Raw genomic sequence first — 20,956 nt, 5'->3', positions numbered from 1 at the left:
TCTTTGTTAGTCCAGGTGGAATACCGTTTTAAGGGCAATGCTTTTCGGACTATTATCAGGATTAGTCTCCATGATATCGGCCATATAGTTCCACCATTTTTTCACTAGTTCATTGTCGCCTAATGCCTGTGAACCTAAACCACTATTTTGCTGTACGGCAAACAAGTTATCGGTTTCTTCATCCAGGAAAATGGTGTAATCACTTACCCCACTGGCGCGAAGCAAGGTAGAAAGTTCTGGCCAGATTTCATCGTGCCTTTTTTTATATTCATCCCTAAAGCCAGGCTTTAGCTTCATTTTAAATGCTACTTTCATCTTTATATTTGTTTTAAGCGTGTTGAAGCATTGTTTTATTGCAGGTATTGTATCAATGATTTTCAATTACTGTTTATACCAATAGATAAAACCTATTTTATTTTACAGTTAAATCAATGTTGTCGCTATTGCTGTGCTGACTAGCTATCCAAAGCAGTCTAGTCTGGGCATCATAATACCATCCTGCCTGTTTACCATCCAATACGGCCGTCGCTTCCTGCAGCTTTTTTCCATTCTCCTGCACTACGTTAGGCTTGCTGCCATGCCAGTAAATTTTTGCCAGATAGGTATGTTTAGTAGGGTTGAATTTACCGACAGGTTTGGCAATAGCCAAGTTAAATTGATTAGCCTGTAAATCTGCGGTAATTTTTGTTTGCGCATATGCTCCTTGCTGGTAGGCCAAGGAAGAACCATCGTCTTCATACAGGCTGTACACTGATTTTTTGTCCGGGTAGATGGCTAAGGTGATGACGTCAACAGGCTTTTCTCCACTATAAGCCATCTGAGGCTGCATGGGTATAATGCCACCACCTTTAACAAAGAGTGGGATGGTATCTAAAGGCGCTACCACATGTACATACTGTTCACCGCTGTGTTTTTCGCCGGTCCAATAGTTATACCAATTTCCCTTAGGTAAATACACAGAACGGGTCACTGCACCTTTGGTGGTTACCGGGCACACCAGCAATTGTTTACCAAGCATATACTGGTCGGCAATTTCATAAGTATTCTCATCATCCTGGTTATCCAGTACCAGAGCACGCATTAAGGGTTTACCTGTAGTATGCTGCTCATACATTTCCGTATAAAGATAAGGGATCATGCGATAGCGTAATACGTCGTAGTTTTTGAAGTTCCGCAGCGCATCATTACCATAATTCCATGGTTCCTTATAACCTGGATGGTCCATCCCGAAGACCATGGCAATGGGACTGAACATGCCGAACTGCACCCAGCGGATAAATAATTCGGGATCAGCAATGTGCTCAAATCCACCCATGCAATGTGCCCAGGAGCCAATACCTGATAAACCAATATTTAAACCTGCTTTGATGACTGGCGCAAAATATTGCCACTCACTAGGCCAGTCGCCCGCAAACAAATAGGGATACCGCTGTATCCCAGCGTAACCTTCGCGGGTCTGGTTCAAGCCACGCATTTTATTCAGCTGCTGAAATTTCTCAAAAGGGGCTTTTGCATAAGCCAAAGGAAAAAGATTATGTAAACGTTCCGCTTCTTTACCTGTGGGACCAACTTTATCGCTTTCATTAGCCAAAGCACCAAAGGCACTGCCTTCGTCAGTTTTCAGAAACTTAGCGCCCATGGAAGCTACGCGCATCACGCCGTTTTTCCACCACCAGTCTGTCGCTTTTTCATCGAAGAAATTGACAAATTCGCCTGGCTTGCCGTCCTCGGGATAGGTATATCCTTTTTCACGCGCCTGGTCTAACAGGTTTAACTTTTTAGCATTATCAAAACGCGGCCTCACATGCAGGCCAACCATTTTATAGTCCATGGCGTAAAGGCTGTCGAACATGGATTTAGGATTGGTAAAAGTTTCGCGCCACTCAAAAGAGGTTGCCCCTTTACCCCCATTCTCGCCAAATAAACGCCAGGTAGAGTCAATCCATAAGAGATCTGCGGGAATACCCATTTCTCTGTAGCGTTTGGCCAGGGCTACCACATATTCTCCGGAAGTTTCGTCTTCATGGCCCCAGGTTCCACCAGCATAGGTGCCCACATGTAGTCCTAAAGCAAAATCAGGTAACATCGGCGATTTACCCGTCAGTTGGGTATAATGGTTCAAAAGCGTTGGGAAATCAGGACCGTAGAAAAAGTAATAGTCCATTTCTCCGTCTACCGCTTCAAAACTATACTGGTCTTTTCGGGTAGCCCCCATGTCCCAGTTGGTGGCAAAGGAATTATGCATAAAAATGCCATAACCACGGGTACTCATAAAAAAGGGAACCGGGCTATAATTAGCTTCTAAAATATTGTAGGCGCCGATGGCATGGGGTAAACCCTTGCCACGACCAACATCTAAACGTACTTTTTTATGGCGCCGGTCCAGGAAATCCATGCGTTCGCCAAAGCCGAAGAAATGTTCATCGCCCTGCATGGCTTTGACTACCCCAACGGTATCGCCCTTTTTTGCCATGCCACTCCTGGCACCAGTTTCTGCTGATAACAGCCTACCTTTTTTATCAAATACGCTGATCAAAAATGGCGCTTTAGTGATTTTAATATCCAGTTGTGATGTGCTCAATAGGAAATGATCTTTCTTTTCTTCTGCTGTAGCTTGTACGGCGGGCCAGTTGTATTTAATCACCATCAGGTTTTCATTCGACTCAAACTGCCCGTTCCAGGTGCTACGCACCCTGAACACACCGTCGCTACAGAAGTCTATTTTTACCTTTGCGGTGGTGGTTTCAAAGCTCACCTCGTTATCCTGCTTTTTAAAAGCAGTTTTATAATTACCTGCTTCTTGAGCGCCTCCAATAAAGGGAAGGCAAAACAAGATGCATAAAAAAGAAAGGGGTTTGTTGATCATGCTATTTCTTCATTTTATAAACTTCTGTTCCTGCAAGCAGGAAACAACCCAGTCCATAATCTTCAAAGTCAGGTCTGCTGGTAAAGGTTACCGGCTGTCCATCTTTTGGCTCTTTACCGGTTCCTTGCAGGTACCCCAGAGAACCATCCTTAGCAATGGCGTCTTTAGTCATCGCATTCCATGCCTTAACCAATACTGGTTTGTACGTTTCTGATGATATAATCCCTTTGTTAATTCCCCAGGCCATGCCATAAACGAATAACGCTGTTCCCGAAGTTTCTTTTCCACCAAAATGGGTAGGATCATGTAAACTTACATTCCAGAAGCCATCAGGTCTTTGTAAAGGCACAAGTGCCGCAAGCATTTCTTTATAGGTTTTCAAGTATTCTTCTCGGTGCGGTGCATCTTCAGGCATAATATCCAATACCCTTACAAAGGCGGCAATTACCCATCCGTTACCTCTAGACCAATAGCAGTCTTCACCATTCGGCTCTTTGTAAGGCGGCACAAAATCTTTATCTCTCCACCACAGGCCATCGGCCTTATTATATAAACCGCCACCTTCTACTTCTTTCGAGTGCATGTACATCTTGTACATGTATTCATAATAAGCATTATCGCCTGTTAAATTCCCTAATTGGGCAAAAACCGGCATAGCCATTTGCAGGGCATCAATCCAGGTCCAGTCATCCACCTTTCCTGATTTCATCATCAAGTCCATCGACGCTTTAATGTCTTTTATACGCTCCGGGTGTTTCTCTATATCATGCAGGTGCAGGTAAGTCTGGCCACAAGCCTGATTATCGGCATTTCTGGTGCTGGTGCCTCCACGTAAGCCCCAGTTGTGTTTTTCACCCCATTCAACGGCGTAATTGTAATAGGCTTTATCTGGATTTAACTTATACATATCCATTAAACCCTCATAGTAAACGGCTCTGGTCCAGATATTACTTGGGCGGGTTATATTCGTGGTAATGGATATGCCCGGATCGGGCCATTTATTCATAAAATAGGCATTGGTTTTCACCATGGCCTTCATGACAGACTTTTTTGAAGGTGTTTTTTGTGCAGAAACCTGCGACAAACAAGTGGTCAGTCCTAGAAAAAGGATACTGCTAAATCTTAAGAGATGGTTCATAAGGTGCTATTAAACGCTTGTTATATATTTGGTTGTTATCCGCTATATTAGGGCTAAACATTCAATATGGCAACCTGTAGTATCCTGTTTGGCTGTAACATCTTATTTACAGCCTGCTGTTAAGGCTTAAGCAGGTATTTATTCAATGGGCTTTTCTTTAGTGCACGCAAACCTGTGACCACCGAAGCGGCATTGACTTTTGCCCCGGCAGCATTGGTATGGGTATGGTCAGATGGGAAATAAGTAGCTACAACATCCGGTCCTGATTTTTGGTATTTATCTGCGGTAATGTTGTTGAGGTCTATGAAAAAAGCACCCTCGCTTTGCGCCACCTGTTTTGCCCATAGGCCATAACTATCGTTGCTTCTGACCACTTTACCTTCTTTAAAATTATTTCTTGGGATCGGCGAACAAACATAGGTAATGGCACCTTTTGCTTTGGCATCTGCAATAAACTTACGCAGGTACCAGCCATAGGTGTAAACGGTTTCATTTTTCTTTAAGATGGGATTGTAGATGTGTTTGCTTTCCATGCCCACCCCTTTAATGGTTCCACGTGCACGTGCGGTATCATCAAGCTGACCGCCGTCATTATGACCAAACTGCAGCATCACCACATCGCCGGGTTTAATTTTAACCAGAACACTGTCCCATAAACCACGGGTTTGGAAAGTGCGTGAGCTGGTACCACCTAAAGCACGGTTTTCAAGGTTAATTTTCCCCTGGTCAAAATACTCACCGATAAAATTACCCCAGCCCCACATATCGCCCTCGCCCTTCCCTTTGCCACTTTTTACGGTAGAATCACCGATGAGAAATAAGGTAGGTGTTTCTTTCCGCATGATAAATGCAGCCGAGATCATCAGGATACCGATCAGCAAACAGCCAATTAATTTCTTTTGTAGGAACATATATTTTATTTTAAAGGGTTAATAACGGTTGTGCTATAATGAGGGGTGGTTTTTATCGCTGGTCTGGGCGCTTTTTTCATGCCTTTGCCCAGGTAAAAGCCGGTATGCGGTGGTTGGTTGTAACCCACATTTTGCCAGGCAATACTTAAACGGTATTGCGGGTCGTGCATCAGGGTATATAGTTTATATTGCGAGGGAATGGTGCTGGTATAAATCCGCAGCGCCTGGTTATCGGCAGTGCGAAAAATAACTTCTTCCCGCCAGTCGCCCAGGATATCCGCGCTTAATGCCGGTGTTGATTTGCTGCCGTTATTAGCTACACTGCCCTCTGCCTTTAGCAAACGGCCGCCATTGTATTTATCAATTTGGATTCCACTAAGCAGTTCCCTGGATAAGTCGCCATCCCACCACACCAGGAAATTTGTAGAGGAAGGTTGTTCCCCGATTTTATTAGCTTTCATATCAAACAAGCCATCACCTCCTGCCCACCATAACTGTGCGCCTTCACGTGTAGCATCAATATTTGCCGCCACACCTCTGCCCACATCTGTATCATGCGCTGCAGAAAATAAGATTTCTCCGGTTTTAGCATCAAAAAGTGCCACCCCCGGCCCTTTGGTTGATTCTTCAATTTCATGTACCCCAAATACTTCCAGCCCTGGCCGTCGAGGGTCCAAATCACTAACATGCAGTGCATCACCATGGCGTAAACCTGTGGTGTATAATCCTTTTCCATTATCATCAACGCACATGGCGCCATAAATGATCTCATCCTTGCCATCGCCGTCTACATCCGCTACGGAGAGGTTATGGTTCCCCATACCTGAATATGGATTGTTGCTATCTTTGGTATCAAATATCCAGCGGGAAGTCAGCTTGCCATCACTCCAGTCCCATGCCGCAAGCACGGTACGACCATAATAACCACGGCACATCACTATACTGGGTCTTTCGCCATCAAGATAAGCAATTGCCGCATTAAAGCGGTCTACGCGGTTACCTTTCTGATCATTTCCTCCGTTGCCACCCACACCACCCCAGCCACCAAGGTTGCCGCGGCCCGGGATATAGCCTGTTGTAGCCATGGCAGCACCGGTTTTACCATTAAATATCGTAAAGTACTCGGGCCCGTCAAGTATTCTGCCCGTTTCATTGCGCCAGTCTTTTTTAGGGTCACCTATAATTTTTCCTTCACCATCTTTTGTACCATCGGCAGTTTTACAGGCAAATTCGGCCAGGCCGTCGCCATCCAGGTCGTACACCATAAACTGGGTATAATGTGCACCTTCCCTGATGTTGATACCCAGATTGATCTCCCATAATAAACGGCCATCCAGGTGATAAGCCTGAAAAATTGCAGGATCGGAAAAACCATCATGTGAGTTGTCACGTGCCCGACCCGTTTGATGAACAATCAGCTCATAAGTCCCGTCACCATCCAGGTCGCCAACCGATAAATCACCGGGTGTATAACCTGTTGGTGTTTTTAATGGTATCGTGAGGTAAGGCTCAGCTTTTGCATTGGCGGGAAGTTTAAAAGCCTCGCTTGCTGTTGTTTCTTTGCCATTAATTACCGGGCGTACATGATAGGCATTAACATGGTCAAGGTCTACTTTGGTATCCAGGTAATCGGTGGTTGCTGTGATGGGTACTTCATTAAGTTTAACCGCAGCATTTTTTCCAGTACTGCGATACAAGTTGAAAGCGATGTTTTCAGGCTCTGTGCCTAACATCCGCCAGCCAACGTAAACGGAGTCATTTCCCTGATGCACCGCCACCATACCCCGGTTAAGGTATTCCATTTGGCGCTGTGCGGTGGCCGAAAAAGCAAGGAAAAGAGTTGACACTGTAAATAACGCGAGCTTTTGCATGGTTTATTTTTTGAGGTCCAGCTTCATGTCTGTTGCATTCGAAACCTGTAATTTGCTACCGTCTTCTGCTACAATGTTGACGTTGGTAAATTTCCAGCCTTCAGCATAGTCAATTTGTCCGGCAACGGCTGCATTCACATTAACGTTCTGCAGGTTAAAGTTCTTTAATACCGACTGCTCCAACCCTGTGGCGTTAACTGCACGTTTTGAACTTTGAATATTGATGTTGGAAATATAAATGTCTTTAAAAGTGGGGATACCTTTTTCCGCTGGTGTTACTTTAGCCAGCAATTTTTTCCAATGTGGCGGAAGTGTTTCTTCCTTGTAGCCCTCAGGTAAGGATGAATAGCTATAGGTAGGGTTCCAGTTCATATTCACCTGTAAGAATGTACCCACATTATTCATATTGATATTTTCGAAATAGATGTCTTCTACGGTTCCACCACGGGTAGTGGCCGATTTAATGTTCAGTGCATTAGAGGTGCCATCACCTGTTAAATTGGTTGCCAGCACATGCCTGATGCTTCCCGACGTTTCACTGCCCAGGGTAAGCAAACCTGCACCACGACGGGCGATGCTGTTCCTGATCACCACATATTCTGTAGGCCTATTTACCCGAAGGCCATCCCAGTCGCGCCCAGCTTTCAGGCAAAAGTTATCATCATTGCAGTCAATATCACAATTCTCTATAAGTACCCATGACGAGGAATCGATGTCAATGCCATCAGTACTTGGGCCATGGCCATTTACATTGTTCTGGATCAATAAACCATCAACGGTAATGTGATCTGAATATAACACCTGTACGGTCCAGAAACCTGCCTGTTGTAAGTTTAAACCCTTCAACGTAACATCCGATGATTCGGCAATCAGCACCGTCCGGGGTCTTTTGGCGTCATAGTCGACCACCCAGCGAAGGCCTTTCGGTTCATAAGCTTTGCGCAGATTCCAATACATGTCCCAAAACACCTTGCCTTGCGCATTAACCAGTCCTGCACCCGTAATGGCCACATTTTTCTGTTCCAGCACATTGATTAATGCGGCTGGCCACTTCATCTCTATACCTGCAATGCGGCTATCGATCTCCGGATAATCTTTAATGTCTTCACTTCCGCGAACCTCCACCCCTTTATCGATGCGCAGGTTAACGCCTGCTTTGACAAAAATAGATCCTGTTAAATAAATTCCAGGTTCGAAGGTAACCAGGCCACCGCCAGCTGCCGAGGCAGCATCAATGGCTTGCTGGATGGCTTTTGTCGTAAGGCTTTTTCCTGTTTTATTGGCTCCATAGCTGTTCACCTTAAACACTTTCGTTTTTAACGGTACTTTTCTTGCACCCACTTTGTCTACCCAGCTTTTATAGGATTGTGCCTGAACGGTGAATCCGCAAAACATCACCAGTAAGAATAAACTACTTAGTGACTTCAGCGGTTGTGACCATAATGAATTTCTTATCATGACTTATTTAATTAGGGTGACACCCATGAGTCCAATAACAACGTCGTTGGCCAGGGTTTTTAACGTGAGACTTTTTAATGTTTTTTTAGGGTCTAAGGAAAGATCGAGCACGGTAGCCGCGCCGCCTGGAATGATTTGCTCACCAACTTTTGCTTCTGGTGCTGCACCCATTACCATTTTACCTGTTTTTAAATGTACCCTTACTGGTGGGGGTGTTTTTAATTGGAAGGCAAAACCATCAATGTAATAATCTTCCTGAATAGGCCACCAGGTTTCCGGATTTCTCAAGGTGAGCACAGCCGTGGTGCCGTCCATATAGGTAACCACCACCTGGCCATTATCAAACTGACTTTGCATGTGATTGGTGGATCCTGCCATCAGAAAATAGGCATGGGAAGCACTGCCAGTCAAAGGAACCACCTTTTCTGTGGGGTAGTTGTCCCATTGAGAAGTAAACAGAATGTTCTTTTTCTGCGCTTCTCCCGGAGTGCTGAAACAGATGCCCTGCGGCAGGGTAATCTGGTTATTTTCTCCCGCTAACTGTCGTAAGCCGCTATCATCGATGTCGGCAGTAGCCATGGCATGTGGCCAGTCGCCAAGCCCCTGCCATGGTATTTGTAAGGTTGGTCCTGCTGTTGGCCGCGGACTCAAGTATTTGTTCTTAAAGATCTGGGTCACCTGATCGTTAAAAAAGCTCGATAAGTCAACTGTACGTTGCCCAGGCACCGGTTTATCGACATCCCAGTTCGTCAGTTCCAATAAATTTACTTCCTTGTTCGCTGCTGTAAATTTAAAGGCATTGCGACCTACAGACACGTCGTTATGGGTAAGGTGAAGCTCCGCTTTTTCTTTTGCTTTCAGGCTGATTTCTTTTTCAAATCCAGTACCGTTCAGTGTTCCTTTGATGACTTTGTTGCTGTTATTAATCAGTGTAAATAATAACTGGTTTTTCACTTGTTTAGCTGCTGGCAACAGACTTAGCGATGGTTTTATGGTAACTGAAAGTGCTTGCCACCAGGTAAAGGACCCTCTTTTTAATTGTATAAATGCAGTGCGATGCCCTGTTTGCCGACTAAGCATCGCGTTAAATACCCCACCTTTAAAAGCTGTATTGGCGAATGCCTGTTGTGGATCATTCAGGGCCAGGATGGTTGCGTCTTTAAAATCTACCACCAGCTGATCGCCAGCGGCATATTTAGTATCCACTTTAGGACTTTCAAAATCCTCGCCCTGCCAGGTAATCTCCACCTGGTATTGGCTTGCTGGTGCGGCTACAATTTCAACCATGGCTTCGCCAACGGCACTGTCTATCGTTGTCCAGCTTGACTTCTTGCCATTCACCAGCACCTGCGTAATGGAACTTCCACGTGCTTTCAACTGTAAGCTTAAAGAAAGCGGTATAGCAAAACTTTGTTTAAACGTATATCGGTCTGTATGATCTGCTCTTTTAAAGCTATAATGCAGGTCGGCCATGCGGATCGCCGCATGATCCCAGTCCGATGGAAAACCCGGTCGTATGACCAGTTTTTTATGCAGGGCATCAGGAATTACACCGAATAAACCATTCACGAGTGCCCTGGAAGAAACCCCCACCGGATCGGCAAAGTCGCGATAGGCCTCTCCACGGATGGCATCATAATGCGAAATTTGCACAAAGTTTCCCGGACTACCACCCAGGTACATGGAAGCAAGGATTTCACTTTTAAAAAGGTTATAGGCTTGCTCATGTCTGCCCGCTTGCCAGTTGGCTAAAGCCGTGTGCATGGATTCGGCCAGGCTAACATTATTAATAGACCATACGTAAGGCATCCAGCTACTGGTAGATAGGGTATGGTATTTTCCTTCCGGCATTCCTTTAGCCAGAATTGGCAGGTGAGGAATCTCGTTATCAATGTATTTCAAGCTTGAATATGCTTGAAAAGGATCAGCAATATCACTGTCGAGACTGTGGTATATGGTCCACAAAGCTGCAGCAGGATGAAGGGCCTTAAGGCCCATTCCATCCTGATATTCTGCATACACACCTCTTTCAGGCATCCACAACGTGTTGTTGATACCCGTTAATATCTTTTTAGCTTCCTGATCATAATGACCAGCATCTTCACCGATTAATGAAGCAATTTTAGCCATCATTAGGTGCGCACGGTAGTTATAAGCCGAGCTATGGGTTACCGCTCCGCCACTATAATACAGGGCATCGCTTGCCCATATGGCTGCATAAGCATCGTAAAGTCCGTCATTATTTGGATCGAAGTTTCTTTTTTCCCAGGCCAGGTGACGCTGTAATACCGGCCACATTTCCCTGGCAAAGTCGAGGTCGCCCGTCCAGTTCAGGTGCCACAATAGGGCATCAATGTAAACCAGGTTCATGTCGTAATGATGCGGACGTAAAGATTTTCCTTCCGGGTCGCGACTGATATACCCCTCTGTAAACATGGAAGTGCCCATTTTTTCTTCATGCCTGGCTAAATGAAAAGCAGTATCTGCAACCACTGGACCGCTTGCCGGACTTAGCAATTGTGATTTAGCATAGGCCCTGAAGTGTGTTTTCGCACGGTCATGCCAGCCTAGCGGATCGGCGGTATAAGCGCCGCGCCAGCCGTTTAAACGCATCCTCCAGCCAACAGCGCCATGCAGGTAGGATGGGTCTTCCCAAATGGCATCTGAAGCAATGCTGATGGCAGCGCCCAAAGTGTTAAGGTATGGATCCGGGGTGCTGATGCTGATCTGACCGGCAACTTTCTTCCTTGCCGTTTCAGCGGCATTAAAAATGCCTGCAGCCTGGGCTAACTGTACCGGCGCCGGGTTGGACGCAGGATTTTTTATCAGAAAATACTGACTTTCGCCCGAAAGCAATTTCTTTTTCGCAGTCACCACGGGTGTCGCAGATCTTGTCGATTGATCAAAGGTTTCCACCTGATCGAGTGTTGCGGCATCCCCCAGTTTTAAGGTCGCCGGAAAGACGCCCGTCAGTGTTTGATCTTGTTTAGCACCATAAGTAAGGTTAAAGGCACCCTGATTGAGGGTATATACATTGGTTTTGCAATAATCAGGATGTAGGTAGAAACTGGATTCCGGATCAGGACCCATATCACCAGAACGGAAGAACTTTTTGCCGCTGGCACCACCGAAAACAGCTAACAAGGTAATGTCCTTTTCGGTACCTTCAACTGTGGCTTTAACCACCATGCCTTCTGCATCAGCCATGGCTAAAACCACCATGTGTAATGTTCCTGATCCTAATAAAGGATCCTTGATGACATAGCTCATTTTGCCTGGCGTATAACGCGCCGTAATGTCTTTTGCAGCAATCAACCAAATGCTTTTACCGCCTTTTTGCAAGGCAAATTTAAGGTTACCACCCATACCGGGCATATACATGGCAAATTCCGGCAAATCACCTGCTTCCACGCGAAAAGCCGTATTGGTGCCATAAAGCGCACGATTAAATCGCCGGGTACCATTATTGATTACGAAGTCTTCCCCTTCAGGATGGTATCGCATCTCCCGTTGCTCGCCATGCCACTCTTGTGCAAATGCTGGCGCTGGTGATAACGCAATAATAAACGTAAGGGAAACCAGGAATAATAAGGCTTTCGGCTTTAAGAGCATACTAATATGTTTTATCGTAAATAAAAACGGTCATACTTCTGGGCCCGTGGGCACCCAACACCAGTGATTGTTCAATATCAGCTGTTTTGGAAGGACCGGAAATAAAGGCACCATAACCGTATGAAGCATCGCCCAAGATCTGGTAGGCCGCATGCATATCAGGAACCAGGATAGCCACATCCACCAGCATCACGATATGCTGGGTAATAAAAGGCAACACCCTAACCCCCATCAAATCTTCGGTAAGCCATAAGGCAGAATTTTCTGCAACCGCTAGGGTCGGTTTAAAAATGGCAACGTCCACATCTTCGTAATCGTGCGGACTAGTTAAGGCAAAGGCACTTATGGTTGGAGAAACTAATTCCTCCACCAGTGTCACCAGCCGTTTGGCGGAAGGGAATTCCTGCGCCAGCCATGCTGGAATTTCCGCTAAGTCTGCCACCTCTATTACCTTGCTGCCGATACCTTCTGCCATCGCTTTAAATTTTTCCTGCAGGTCAGTGATTTCTTCCCGATCCATGATTAAAGAAGGAAGGGGCACCTGCTCAGGTTGATTTTTCGTTAAGGAAGCTAATATATTTGCTCTGCTCATGTCTTTATTTCTTATCCTTTATCGTGCGTTTATACCACTCGCCAAATGATTCTTGCGGTGCGGCAGGCATGTTCCGCTGTTTATACCAGGGGTTTAGGCCGTTGTTGACGGCAAAAGGCACGTGTTTTAACATCCAGCGCCCAGCTTTACCGGCTGTGCGGTAAACTTTTGGTGAGGACAGCGTGTAATTCATCAGCTGCATGCCCATGGTTTTAGACTTGGTGGCATAACCTTCCTTCACAATGACCTGCCGCCATTTATAAAGTTGCTGGTGGATATCAATTTTAACCGGGCAAACATTGGAACAGGATCCACAAAGGGTGGATGCAAAAGGTAGGTCAGCATGTTTTTCCATGTCCAGATTAGGTGCCAGAATAGCACCAATCGGGCCAGCAATGGCATTATGATAACTATGACCTCCACTTCTTCGGTAAACCGGACAAGTGTTCATACATGCACCACAACGGATACATTTTAAGGAAGCCCTAAAGTCTTCGCGGCCCATCTGAACGGAACGTCCATTGTCTACAATCACAATATGCATCTCCTGCCCTGGCCTTGGTTTTTTAAAATGACTGGAATACGTAGTAATCGGCTGCCCGGTGGCACTGCGGGTTAATAGCCGCAGAAATACACCAAGGTGTTTTCGTTCTGGAATAATCTTTTCCAGCCCCATGGCTGCAATGTGTACCTCTGCTAAATGGGCACCCATGTCGGCGTTACCTTCATTAGTGCAGACCACATATTCACCGGTTTCTGCGATGGCAAAGTTTACGCCCGTTAAAGCCGCTTTGCGGGTCAGGAAGGTTTCGCGAAGGTGCTGCCTCGCCGCCTCGGTCAGTACCTGTGGATCGGATACCCCAGAAGCTACGCCCAGGTGTTCATGGAAAAGCGCTCCGATTTCTTCTTTTTTCTTATGGATACATGGCAATACAATATGACTTGGTGGTTCTTTGGCCAGTTGCACAATGCGCTCGCCCAAGTCGGAGTCAATCACTCCGATCCCCTGCTGTTCCAGAAATTCGTTAAGGTGGCATTCTTCGGTCAGCATAGACTTACTTTTCACCATCTGCCGGATACCTTTTTTAGTTAAAATATCCAGAATAATCTGGTTATGTTCTGCGGCGTCTGCAGCCCAATGAACGGTTACGCCGTTTTCAATAGCCTTTTTCTCAAAGGCAACCAGGTAATCCGCCAGGTTACCCAAAACGTTTTCCTTTATTTGAGAGGCAATGGCCCTTAATTGTTCCCATTCAGGAACGCCATGTGCCGATTTATCTCTTTTTTGCCTGATCCACCAAAGGGTTTCATCATGCCAGTCGACACGTGCTTCATCTTTATTAAAACTTTCGGCTAATTCCGGGTGTGTTTTCATTCCTGCATTCATAGGTTTAGGTTTATTCTGCATTCAGGATTTCTGCGATGTGCAACACCTTAACCGGGCTGTTTTGGCGCTTTAAGATGCCTTCCATATGCATGAGGCATGACATGTCGGATCCGGTAATGTATTCCGCCTTATGCGACAAGTGATCCTTCACCCGATCTTTACCCATTTTTACGGATACCGCTTCTTCAACCACGCAGAAGGTGCCACCAAAACCGCAGCACTCATCTTCACGGTCTAAAGGAATTAGCGTTAAGCCGCCCACTTGGCTGAGCAATTCATGGGGTTTAGAAAAATAAGGGGCATTGAGCTCAGACATTTGCGACAAGAACAATCCGCGTTGGCCGTGACAACTTTGGTGTAAACCTACGCGGTGAGGGAATTTCGCCTGCAGGTTTTTAACCTTTAATACATCCACCAGAAATTCAACCAGCTCATAGACTTTATGCCTGATGGCCAATGCCTTTTCCGGCTGTGCGTCGGTATGTAAATGTTCTTTGATGTGTAAAACACAACTTCCGGAAGGCGATACAATATAATCGTACTCGCCGAAGTTGTCGACAAACAGTTGGTTACAACCCTGGTTGAGGTGCTCAAAACCAGAATTAGCCATCGGCTGTCCGCAGCAGGTCTGCCCCGTAGGATAACGCACTTCAACGCCTAATTTTGTTAACAACTGGTAAGTGGCTATACCCGCATTTGGGTAAAACTGATCCACATAACAAGGAATAAATAAACCTACAATCATAGGGAAAGGTCGTGTGTGGTCGCGTAATATTTCAATTCAATAATATCATTTGGCATCTGCTTGGTATTCCAGTGTTTGTGGATCGACAGGGCTGTACCAATGGCTGTAGCCTGGGCCATAGAGGCCGCAAACACTTCAACTTCTGGAAATACCCGCGCCAACAGGTTCATAAAAATAACGTTCTTACTGAATCCGCCATCTACAAAAATCCGTTTCACTTCGTTACCCATTACCAGGTTGGAAGAGGCCTTTTGTTGCACCACCAGGTCTAGCATAAATTGGTGATAGGCCTGCGTATCTGATGAAAAAGAAGCTAAATCACGGGCGCCAAATGCAGAAACCTTATGGTTATCCGGCAGACTTTCATTCCGTTTTTTTCTTTCTTCCAGCAGCTCATCGATGATACCTGCGTCATACCGCATATTTTTATACCTGGATATTCCTTGTTTAAAGAAAGCCCCAATACGTTTCACTTGCTGGTCATGTTCATAACCCGCGAAAATTCGTGATGCCTTCACCGGTTTACCCTTGTAATGCAAATAAGAAAGGCAATCCTGCTGCAGGTCTTCAGCTTGCAAAGGGGTATTGTTAAAGGGGTTCATGGTAATACTCCAGGTACCCGTAGAAATCAATACGAAAGGTTCATGAAAACTCGTCAGGTATGGAATAAGTGCCGCAGAGCTGTCGTGTAAGCCGATGCCAACCTTATACAGATTGCCTGGAAACTCGGCAGGAAAAACGTCACTTGCTTCGGCAATGGGTGCCAGTTTTTTGTCTATCCCTTCCTGGAGTACCCAATCATGGTAATCGTTTTTAGTAAAATCCCATAGCTGGGTATGACAGCCAATACTGGTCAGGTCTGAATATTCAACCCCCGAAACCAGGTAGCTGAGGTATTGCGGCAGGTGAAGGGCATATTTGATCTGCTTAAACAACTCCGGCCGTTCTTTTTTAATGCGGTATAGCTGCATACCTGAGTTCAGACTGTCTAAAATCGGGGATGCCGTTGCGGCGGAAATAGCGGTTTCGCCGCCATACTTTGCATAAAATTCTTTTTTTAGCGCTTCCGGATAAGGCTTCAGATAATTGTATAAAGGTGCAAGTGGTTTACCGTATTCATCAATATAAACAAAACTTGCTCCATACGATGAGAAATTGATGGCTTTGATCTCGAACTCTTTCCGCTTTAACACCTCCCGAAGGGAATCAAAAACAGATAACCTTAAACTTTCCAGGTTTTCACAGGGATCGCCATCCTCATCGAAGGTCTCGATAAAACGTGCGGAACGTTCAAAAACTATTTTATAATTTTCGTCGAAAAGGAAGAGCTTTTTGTTCGTCTTCCCTACATCAAAAACTACAATTACCGGTATTTTACTCATTATAATCCTGTGGCTACTGTTTTATTTCCCCGTTCTGAAATCAAGGTATTTCTTACTTTTAACGCTCTGTACAATTCCAGTGGTCTTGCGGCACCACCGGATTGTATCCTCGCTTCCTGAATGATCGGACGTACATCACTTCTGAAAGCATGCTGCAATATTTCCTGTGCAGTTGACACATCATTTTCCTGTTGCGCTAGCTCCAGGGCTTTCCTGTCTACCAATAAGGCCTGCGTATAGGCAATCATAATGGCTTCTACCGACTGCAATAAATCTTCTAATGGATCTTTTACGTTATGCGACGCATCAATCATCCAGCCTAATCCGGTGGCATGATCAATACCTTTCGCATCCATCCCTTCAATCAATTCATTGAAAATGAGGAACAGCTGGTAAGGCTTCATGCTTCCCGCCGTCAAATCATCATCGCCGTATTTTGAATCGTTGAAGTGGAAACCACCCAATTTACCTTCCATCAATAATAAAGAAACAATTTGCTCAATGTTAGCGTTTGGTAAATGGTGACCTAAATCAACCAGGGTAAAGGCTTTAGGGCCCAGCTTGTTGGCAAACAATAACGACTGCCCCCAATCGCCAACCGTAGTCGAATAGAAGTTAGGCTCATAAGCTTTATACTCTACAAATACTTTCCAATCTTCCGGCAAAGCGGCATAGATTTCTTCCAGACTCGATAAGGTATTTTGGAAAGCTTTTCTGAAATTCAGCTGCCCGGGGAAACAAGAACCGTCGGCCAGCCATACGGTGAGCGACTTCGAACCTAATCCAACACCCTGACGGATGACGTCAATATTGTGCTCAATAGCCTGTTTACGCACGGCTTTGTCTACATGCTGCAGGGAGCCAAACTTATAACTTTGCGCCTGACCTGCCTGATCCTGGAAAGTATTGGAATTCATCGCGTCAAAACGGATGTTATAATGATCTGCCAAGCCTTTTATCGCTTCGAAGTTTTCTGTTTTATCCCAGGGAATGTGGAGCGAAATGGCGCCGCTCGACTGGTTTAATTGATGGAGTAAGCCGATGTCCTGGATCTTTTCTTCCAGGTTGCGTGGTTCTCCACCGCCTGAAAAACGACCAAAGCGTGTTCCGCCATTACCTAAAGCCCAGCTTGGAATCGCAATTTGAAACTTAATCAGTTTTTCGATGATTTGGTAAACATCCGCATGCTCCCCTATAAGGAAGTTAAACCTGCGTCTATGATCAAGGTGTTGATCTTGGTTATGTTGATCAATCTGGTGTTTCTGTATTTCCATTTTTTATAGATTAAATTACCTCACAAAAGCATTGGCCACTCCGCCATCAACATTCAATACATTGCCGGTCGACTTCGATAACTGTCCACCCACGAAAACCATACAGGCATTGGCAATATCCTCTGGTAAAATAATTTTATCCAGGAGTGTGCGTTTTGCATAAAATGCAGGCAGCTCTTCTACCTTAACGCCATAAGCTTTTGCACGTCCGGTTGCCCAATCGCCTTCCCATATTTTACTGTCCGAAATCACCGCATCAGGGTTCACCACATTCACGCGGATTTTATCGGCACCTAATTCTGCGGCATTTAACCTGCTCAGGTGTAACTGCGCCGCTTTGGCAGAGCCATAACCAGCGTTATTAGGTCCGGAAACCAATGCATTTTTACTGACAATGTTAATCACATCGCCACCGATATGTTGTTTACGCATCACCGAAACACCGGCTTGTGTAACCTTAAACTGCCCCTTAACCAACACGTCATACAATAAATCCCAATCCCTGTCGGTATGTTCTTCAATCGGTTTAGAGATCGATAAACCCGCACAATTTACCACAATATCTACCCCACCAAAAGCAAGTGCTGCAGCTGAATAAGCATTGGTAATCTGCTCGCCATTGGTTACATCTAAGGCCACTGTAATATAGGCATCTTTACCATATTCCCGTTCTAATTCCAGGTCGGCATTAGCCAGTCTGTTCGCATCATTATCGTTAATTACCACTACGGCGCCTTCATTTAGAAATTTCTTGGCAATCGCTTTTCCTATCCCTCCGGCACTGCCAGTAATTAAAGCAATCTTGCCCGATAAAGCTTTTGGCTTAGGCATCCGCTGTAATTTAGCTTCTTCAAGCAACCAATATTCAATGTTAAAAGCTTCTTGTCGCGGCAAAGAGGTGTATTCAGAAATGGCTTCGGCACCTTTCATCACGTTGATGGCATTGACATAGAATTCTGCTGCTACCCGAGCCGTTTGTTTGTCTTTAGAAAAAGAAAATAAACCAACTCCAGGGTAAAGAATGATCACCGGGTTGGCATCACGTATGGCCGGACTATTTTCTCTTTTACAAGTATTATAATACTCCGCGTAAATAGCTCGGTAAGCAGTAAAAAGCGGTGTTAAACGTTCTTGTAAAGCTGCAGTATCTGAAAGGTCAGCCTGAGGATCGAGGTCTAAAACTAAGGGACTGATTTTAGTGCGCAGGAAATGATCCGGGCAGCTGGTTCCTAAAGGCGCCAATCGTTCAAAATCATTGGAATTGATAAATTCCAGCACATTGGCATCATCAACAAAATGGCCTACCATGTGGCGTTCGCTGGAGCAAAAGCCACGTAAAACAGGCGCCAATAAAGCTGCCTTTTGTATTCTCTCAGGTTTTATGAGACTTCCTAGTTTTTGTCCGCCAAATACAGGCGCTTTTTTACCATAGTTTTCTTCCAGGTAATTGGCACAGGTTTCAATGACTTCCAGGGTATTCAGGTAACTTTCGTAAGCAGTATCACCCCAGGTGAATAACCCATGTGAGCCAAGCATAATACCACGGATCCCTGGATTTTCATTTAAGCATTGCTCCAATTGCAAACCAAGGTCGAAACCCGGCTTTTGCCAATCGACCCAGCCGATGGTTCCCTGAAACAAATCATGGGTGATCTGCTTACCATCTTTTGCCGCTGCAATAGCGATGGCTGCATCAGGGTGTAAGTGATCGATGTGTTTGAAGGGTAGGAAACCATGCAAAGGGGTGTCAATAGAAGGTGCTTTTGATTGCAGGTCATAAATGCAATGGTTAAATAACTCCACCATTTCATCCTCCTGGTATATCCCTTTATATATATTCTTCAGGTTGCGAAGACGCTCCACATATAAAGCGGCAAGGCCACTACGTTTTAAGGTACCAATGTCTCCACCAGATCCTTTAATCCACATGACCTCAACGGTTTCTCCCGTCAGCGGATCTACGGCTGCTGCCTTGCATGAGGTGTTGCCACCCCCATAATTGGTGAGGCGAAGGTCTGCACCCAGCAGGTTAGATCGGTAAAGTAATAAGGCAACTTCGTCACCTGCCAGTTCAGCAGCATGAGCTTCATCCCATAAATAGCTTACATGTTTAAAACGGTCTTTTTCGACAGACATATGATTGATAATTTAATATTTTATTTTAAAGAATTTCCGTATCCCACCACCATGATGGAGATGATAATACAAGCGATACCCAATAACACGGTACGAAAGGTTTTTTTGCTAACTGAAGTCCATTCTTTAAGGACCAGCCCCCATACGTTAGCTACCAAAATGATAAAGGCCATGTGCAGAATCCAGGAGCTTGCGCCGTTTCCGAGTTTACTTTCGCCCATTCCATAAAAAAAGAACTGCAAAAACCAGGTGGTACCCGCCAAAGCGGCGAATATATAATTGGATAACATGGGCACTTTACGATTCGTATAATCGCCAAATGTTTTATTTTTTGTATTTAAGATCACACACCAGATCAGGTTGGTGGTTAAACCACCCCAAAGGATCACGATATAGGTAACGTTGTTTTGAAAAAGGAATTCACCATCGCCTGGGTTCAATAGTTTCCAAGCCGCGTTAGCTTCGTTGGCCATGTCTTTTCCGGCATCAATACCAAAGGCGAAACACGCACTCAAGATTCCGGAAACGATGGATACTACCAGGCCTAAGCCGATTTTAAACTCCGCACTTTCCTTGGTCGCTGCTTTTGCACCCAGGTCTTTTTCTTTCATCATGCCAGCTTTTCCGCAGAAAAAGATGCCGACTACACAGATAATCAGCCCAATCAAAACCACCTGCCCCCAGGAACTGCCAATAATATCGTTAAAGCTGTCCCTTCCTTCTTTAGGGTAAAAGTTATAATAGATGGATGGCAGTAAGGCTCCAAATACGGAGCTTAAGCCTAAAATAATAGAACTACCTAGCGAAACACCGAGGTACCGAACACCTAAACCATAAGTCAAACCACCTATGCCCCAGAGGATTCCAAAGAAATAAGTGAGTGCTAAAATAGAACCATTGGTTTGTTTAATGATCTCCGCGAAACCAGGGATAGTGAGGTAAGCGGCTATAGGTGGTACAATTAACCAGGAGAAAACACCTCCTACGATCCAATAGCTTTCCCAGGCCCAACCTTTTACTTTTTTAAAAGGAATATAAAAGCTGCCGGAGGCAAAGCCACCGATGAAATGGAATAATACTCCAAAAATGATCTGCATAACAATATATCTGGTTAGTTTGAAAAACAATAATAATGAATGAATTTCTATTAACTGTTCTTAACTGTCCTGCTCCAAAAAAGATTCATCAGGATTGTTACAATCTATTGCACCTGAATTTCTTTATTAGCTATTGGAATGAAAATCAACAAAGTTGATAAGGGTAAGGTTTAAACTAGCCAGTAAAATGAAGCCGAACTGCAATTATCAGGTATAAGAGCAACAAAAGGGTGTTGTGGCGGTGTTATAAGGGCGTTTGAAGGGCTGTAGCCGTTTAGAGGCCCTTCAAAGGCCCTTCAAACGCCCTTCTAAAGCCCTTATACTTAGGAATTGATGTTTGAAAAATGTATCGCCGCAATTAGCTTAAATATTCCAACATCGGTGTTCTTAAGTTTGGTTTACATATGTGTAATACTCAAAAAATAAGGTTACAACAGTCTTAGACTATTGAGGATCATTCTCTGGTAAACTTGTATTAAATGAAGGT

General features: G+C 44.9%; 14 protein-coding genes. All 14 read right to left on the bottom strand.

Annotation, left to right across the window (positions count from 1 at the left end; genetic code table 11):
• Nucleotides 1-6: 6 nt before the first annotated feature.
• Nucleotides 7-315, bottom strand: coding sequence for an L-rhamnose mutarotase (gene rhaM, locus IWX76_RS07805; RefSeq protein WP_196859345.1), 309 nt, complete (start codon nt 313-315; stop codon nt 7-9).
• Nucleotides 316-412: 97 nt separating this feature from the next.
• Nucleotides 413-2,866 (bottom strand): glycoside hydrolase family 31 protein, encoded by a 2,454-nt coding sequence (locus IWX76_RS07800; protein WP_196859344.1) that lies wholly within the window; start codon nt 2,864-2,866, stop codon nt 413-415.
• A 1-nt stretch (nt 2,867) separates the two neighbouring features.
• Complete coding sequence (locus tag IWX76_RS07795; protein ID WP_196859343.1) at nt 2,868-4,004, bottom strand: glycoside hydrolase family 88/105 protein; 1,137 nt, start codon at nt 4,002-4,004, stop codon at nt 2,868-2,870.
• Between the two features lie 119 nt (nt 4,005-4,123).
• A complete protein-coding gene (locus IWX76_RS07790; protein ID WP_196859342.1) occupies nt 4,124-4,915 on the bottom strand; it encodes a rhamnogalacturonan acetylesterase in 792 nt (263 codons plus the stop codon).
• A gap of 5 nt (nt 4,916-4,920) precedes the next feature.
• Nucleotides 4,921-6,786, bottom strand: a complete 1,866-nt coding sequence (locus tag IWX76_RS07785) for a rhamnogalacturonan lyase (protein ID WP_196859341.1) — start codon at nt 6,784-6,786, stop codon at nt 4,921-4,923.
• A 3-nt stretch (nt 6,787-6,789) separates the two neighbouring features.
• Nucleotides 6,790-8,244, bottom strand: coding sequence for a glycoside hydrolase family 28 protein (locus IWX76_RS07780; RefSeq protein ID WP_334641481.1), 1,455 nt, complete (start codon nt 8,242-8,244; stop codon nt 6,790-6,792).
• A 3-nt stretch (nt 8,245-8,247) separates the two neighbouring features.
• Nucleotides 8,248-11,856 (bottom strand): DUF4450 domain-containing protein, encoded by a 3,609-nt coding sequence (locus IWX76_RS07775; RefSeq protein ID WP_196859340.1) that lies wholly within the window; start codon nt 11,854-11,856, stop codon nt 8,248-8,250.
• A 1-nt stretch (nt 11,857) separates the two neighbouring features.
• Nucleotides 11,858-12,448 (bottom strand): LutC/YkgG family protein, encoded by a 591-nt coding sequence (locus tag IWX76_RS07770; RefSeq protein ID WP_196859339.1) that lies wholly within the window; start codon nt 12,446-12,448, stop codon nt 11,858-11,860.
• Between the two features lie 4 nt (nt 12,449-12,452).
• A complete protein-coding gene (locus IWX76_RS07765) occupies nt 12,453-13,835 on the bottom strand; it encodes a lactate utilization protein B (protein WP_334641478.1) in 1,383 nt (460 codons plus the stop codon).
• Between the two features lie 10 nt (nt 13,836-13,845).
• A complete protein-coding gene (locus tag IWX76_RS07760; RefSeq protein ID WP_196859338.1) occupies nt 13,846-14,580 on the bottom strand; it encodes a (Fe-S)-binding protein in 735 nt (244 codons plus the stop codon).
• Nucleotides 14,577-15,962 (bottom strand): FGGY-family carbohydrate kinase, encoded by a 1,386-nt coding sequence (locus tag IWX76_RS07755; protein WP_196859337.1) that lies wholly within the window; start codon nt 15,960-15,962, stop codon nt 14,577-14,579. The genes IWX76_RS07760 and IWX76_RS07755 overlap by 4 nt, the downstream gene beginning before the upstream one ends.
• On the bottom strand, nt 15,962-17,236 hold the full coding sequence (locus IWX76_RS07750) for a TIM barrel protein (RefSeq protein ID WP_196859336.1): 1,275 nt from the start codon (nt 17,234-17,236) through the stop codon (nt 15,962-15,964). The genes IWX76_RS07755 and IWX76_RS07750 overlap by 1 nt, the downstream gene beginning before the upstream one ends.
• Nucleotides 17,237-17,251: 15 nt before the next feature.
• Nucleotides 17,252-19,372, bottom strand: coding sequence for a bifunctional aldolase/short-chain dehydrogenase (locus IWX76_RS07745; RefSeq protein ID WP_196859335.1), 2,121 nt, complete (start codon nt 19,370-19,372; stop codon nt 17,252-17,254).
• A 20-nt stretch (nt 19,373-19,392) separates the two neighbouring features.
• Complete coding sequence (rhaT, locus tag IWX76_RS07740) at nt 19,393-20,469, bottom strand: L-rhamnose/proton symporter RhaT (RefSeq protein WP_196859334.1); 1,077 nt, start codon at nt 20,467-20,469, stop codon at nt 19,393-19,395.
• Between the last annotated feature and the right edge of the window lie 487 nt (nt 20,470-20,956).

It is taken from the genome of Pedobacter sp. CAN_A7, from assembly GCF_015752175.1.
In the GTDB taxonomy this organism is placed as follows: Bacteria; Bacteroidota; Bacteroidia; order Sphingobacteriales; family Sphingobacteriaceae; genus Pedobacter.
The sequence above is the reverse complement of the archived record's forward strand: the minus strand, read 5'-3'. Positions and strand labels throughout refer to the sequence as shown.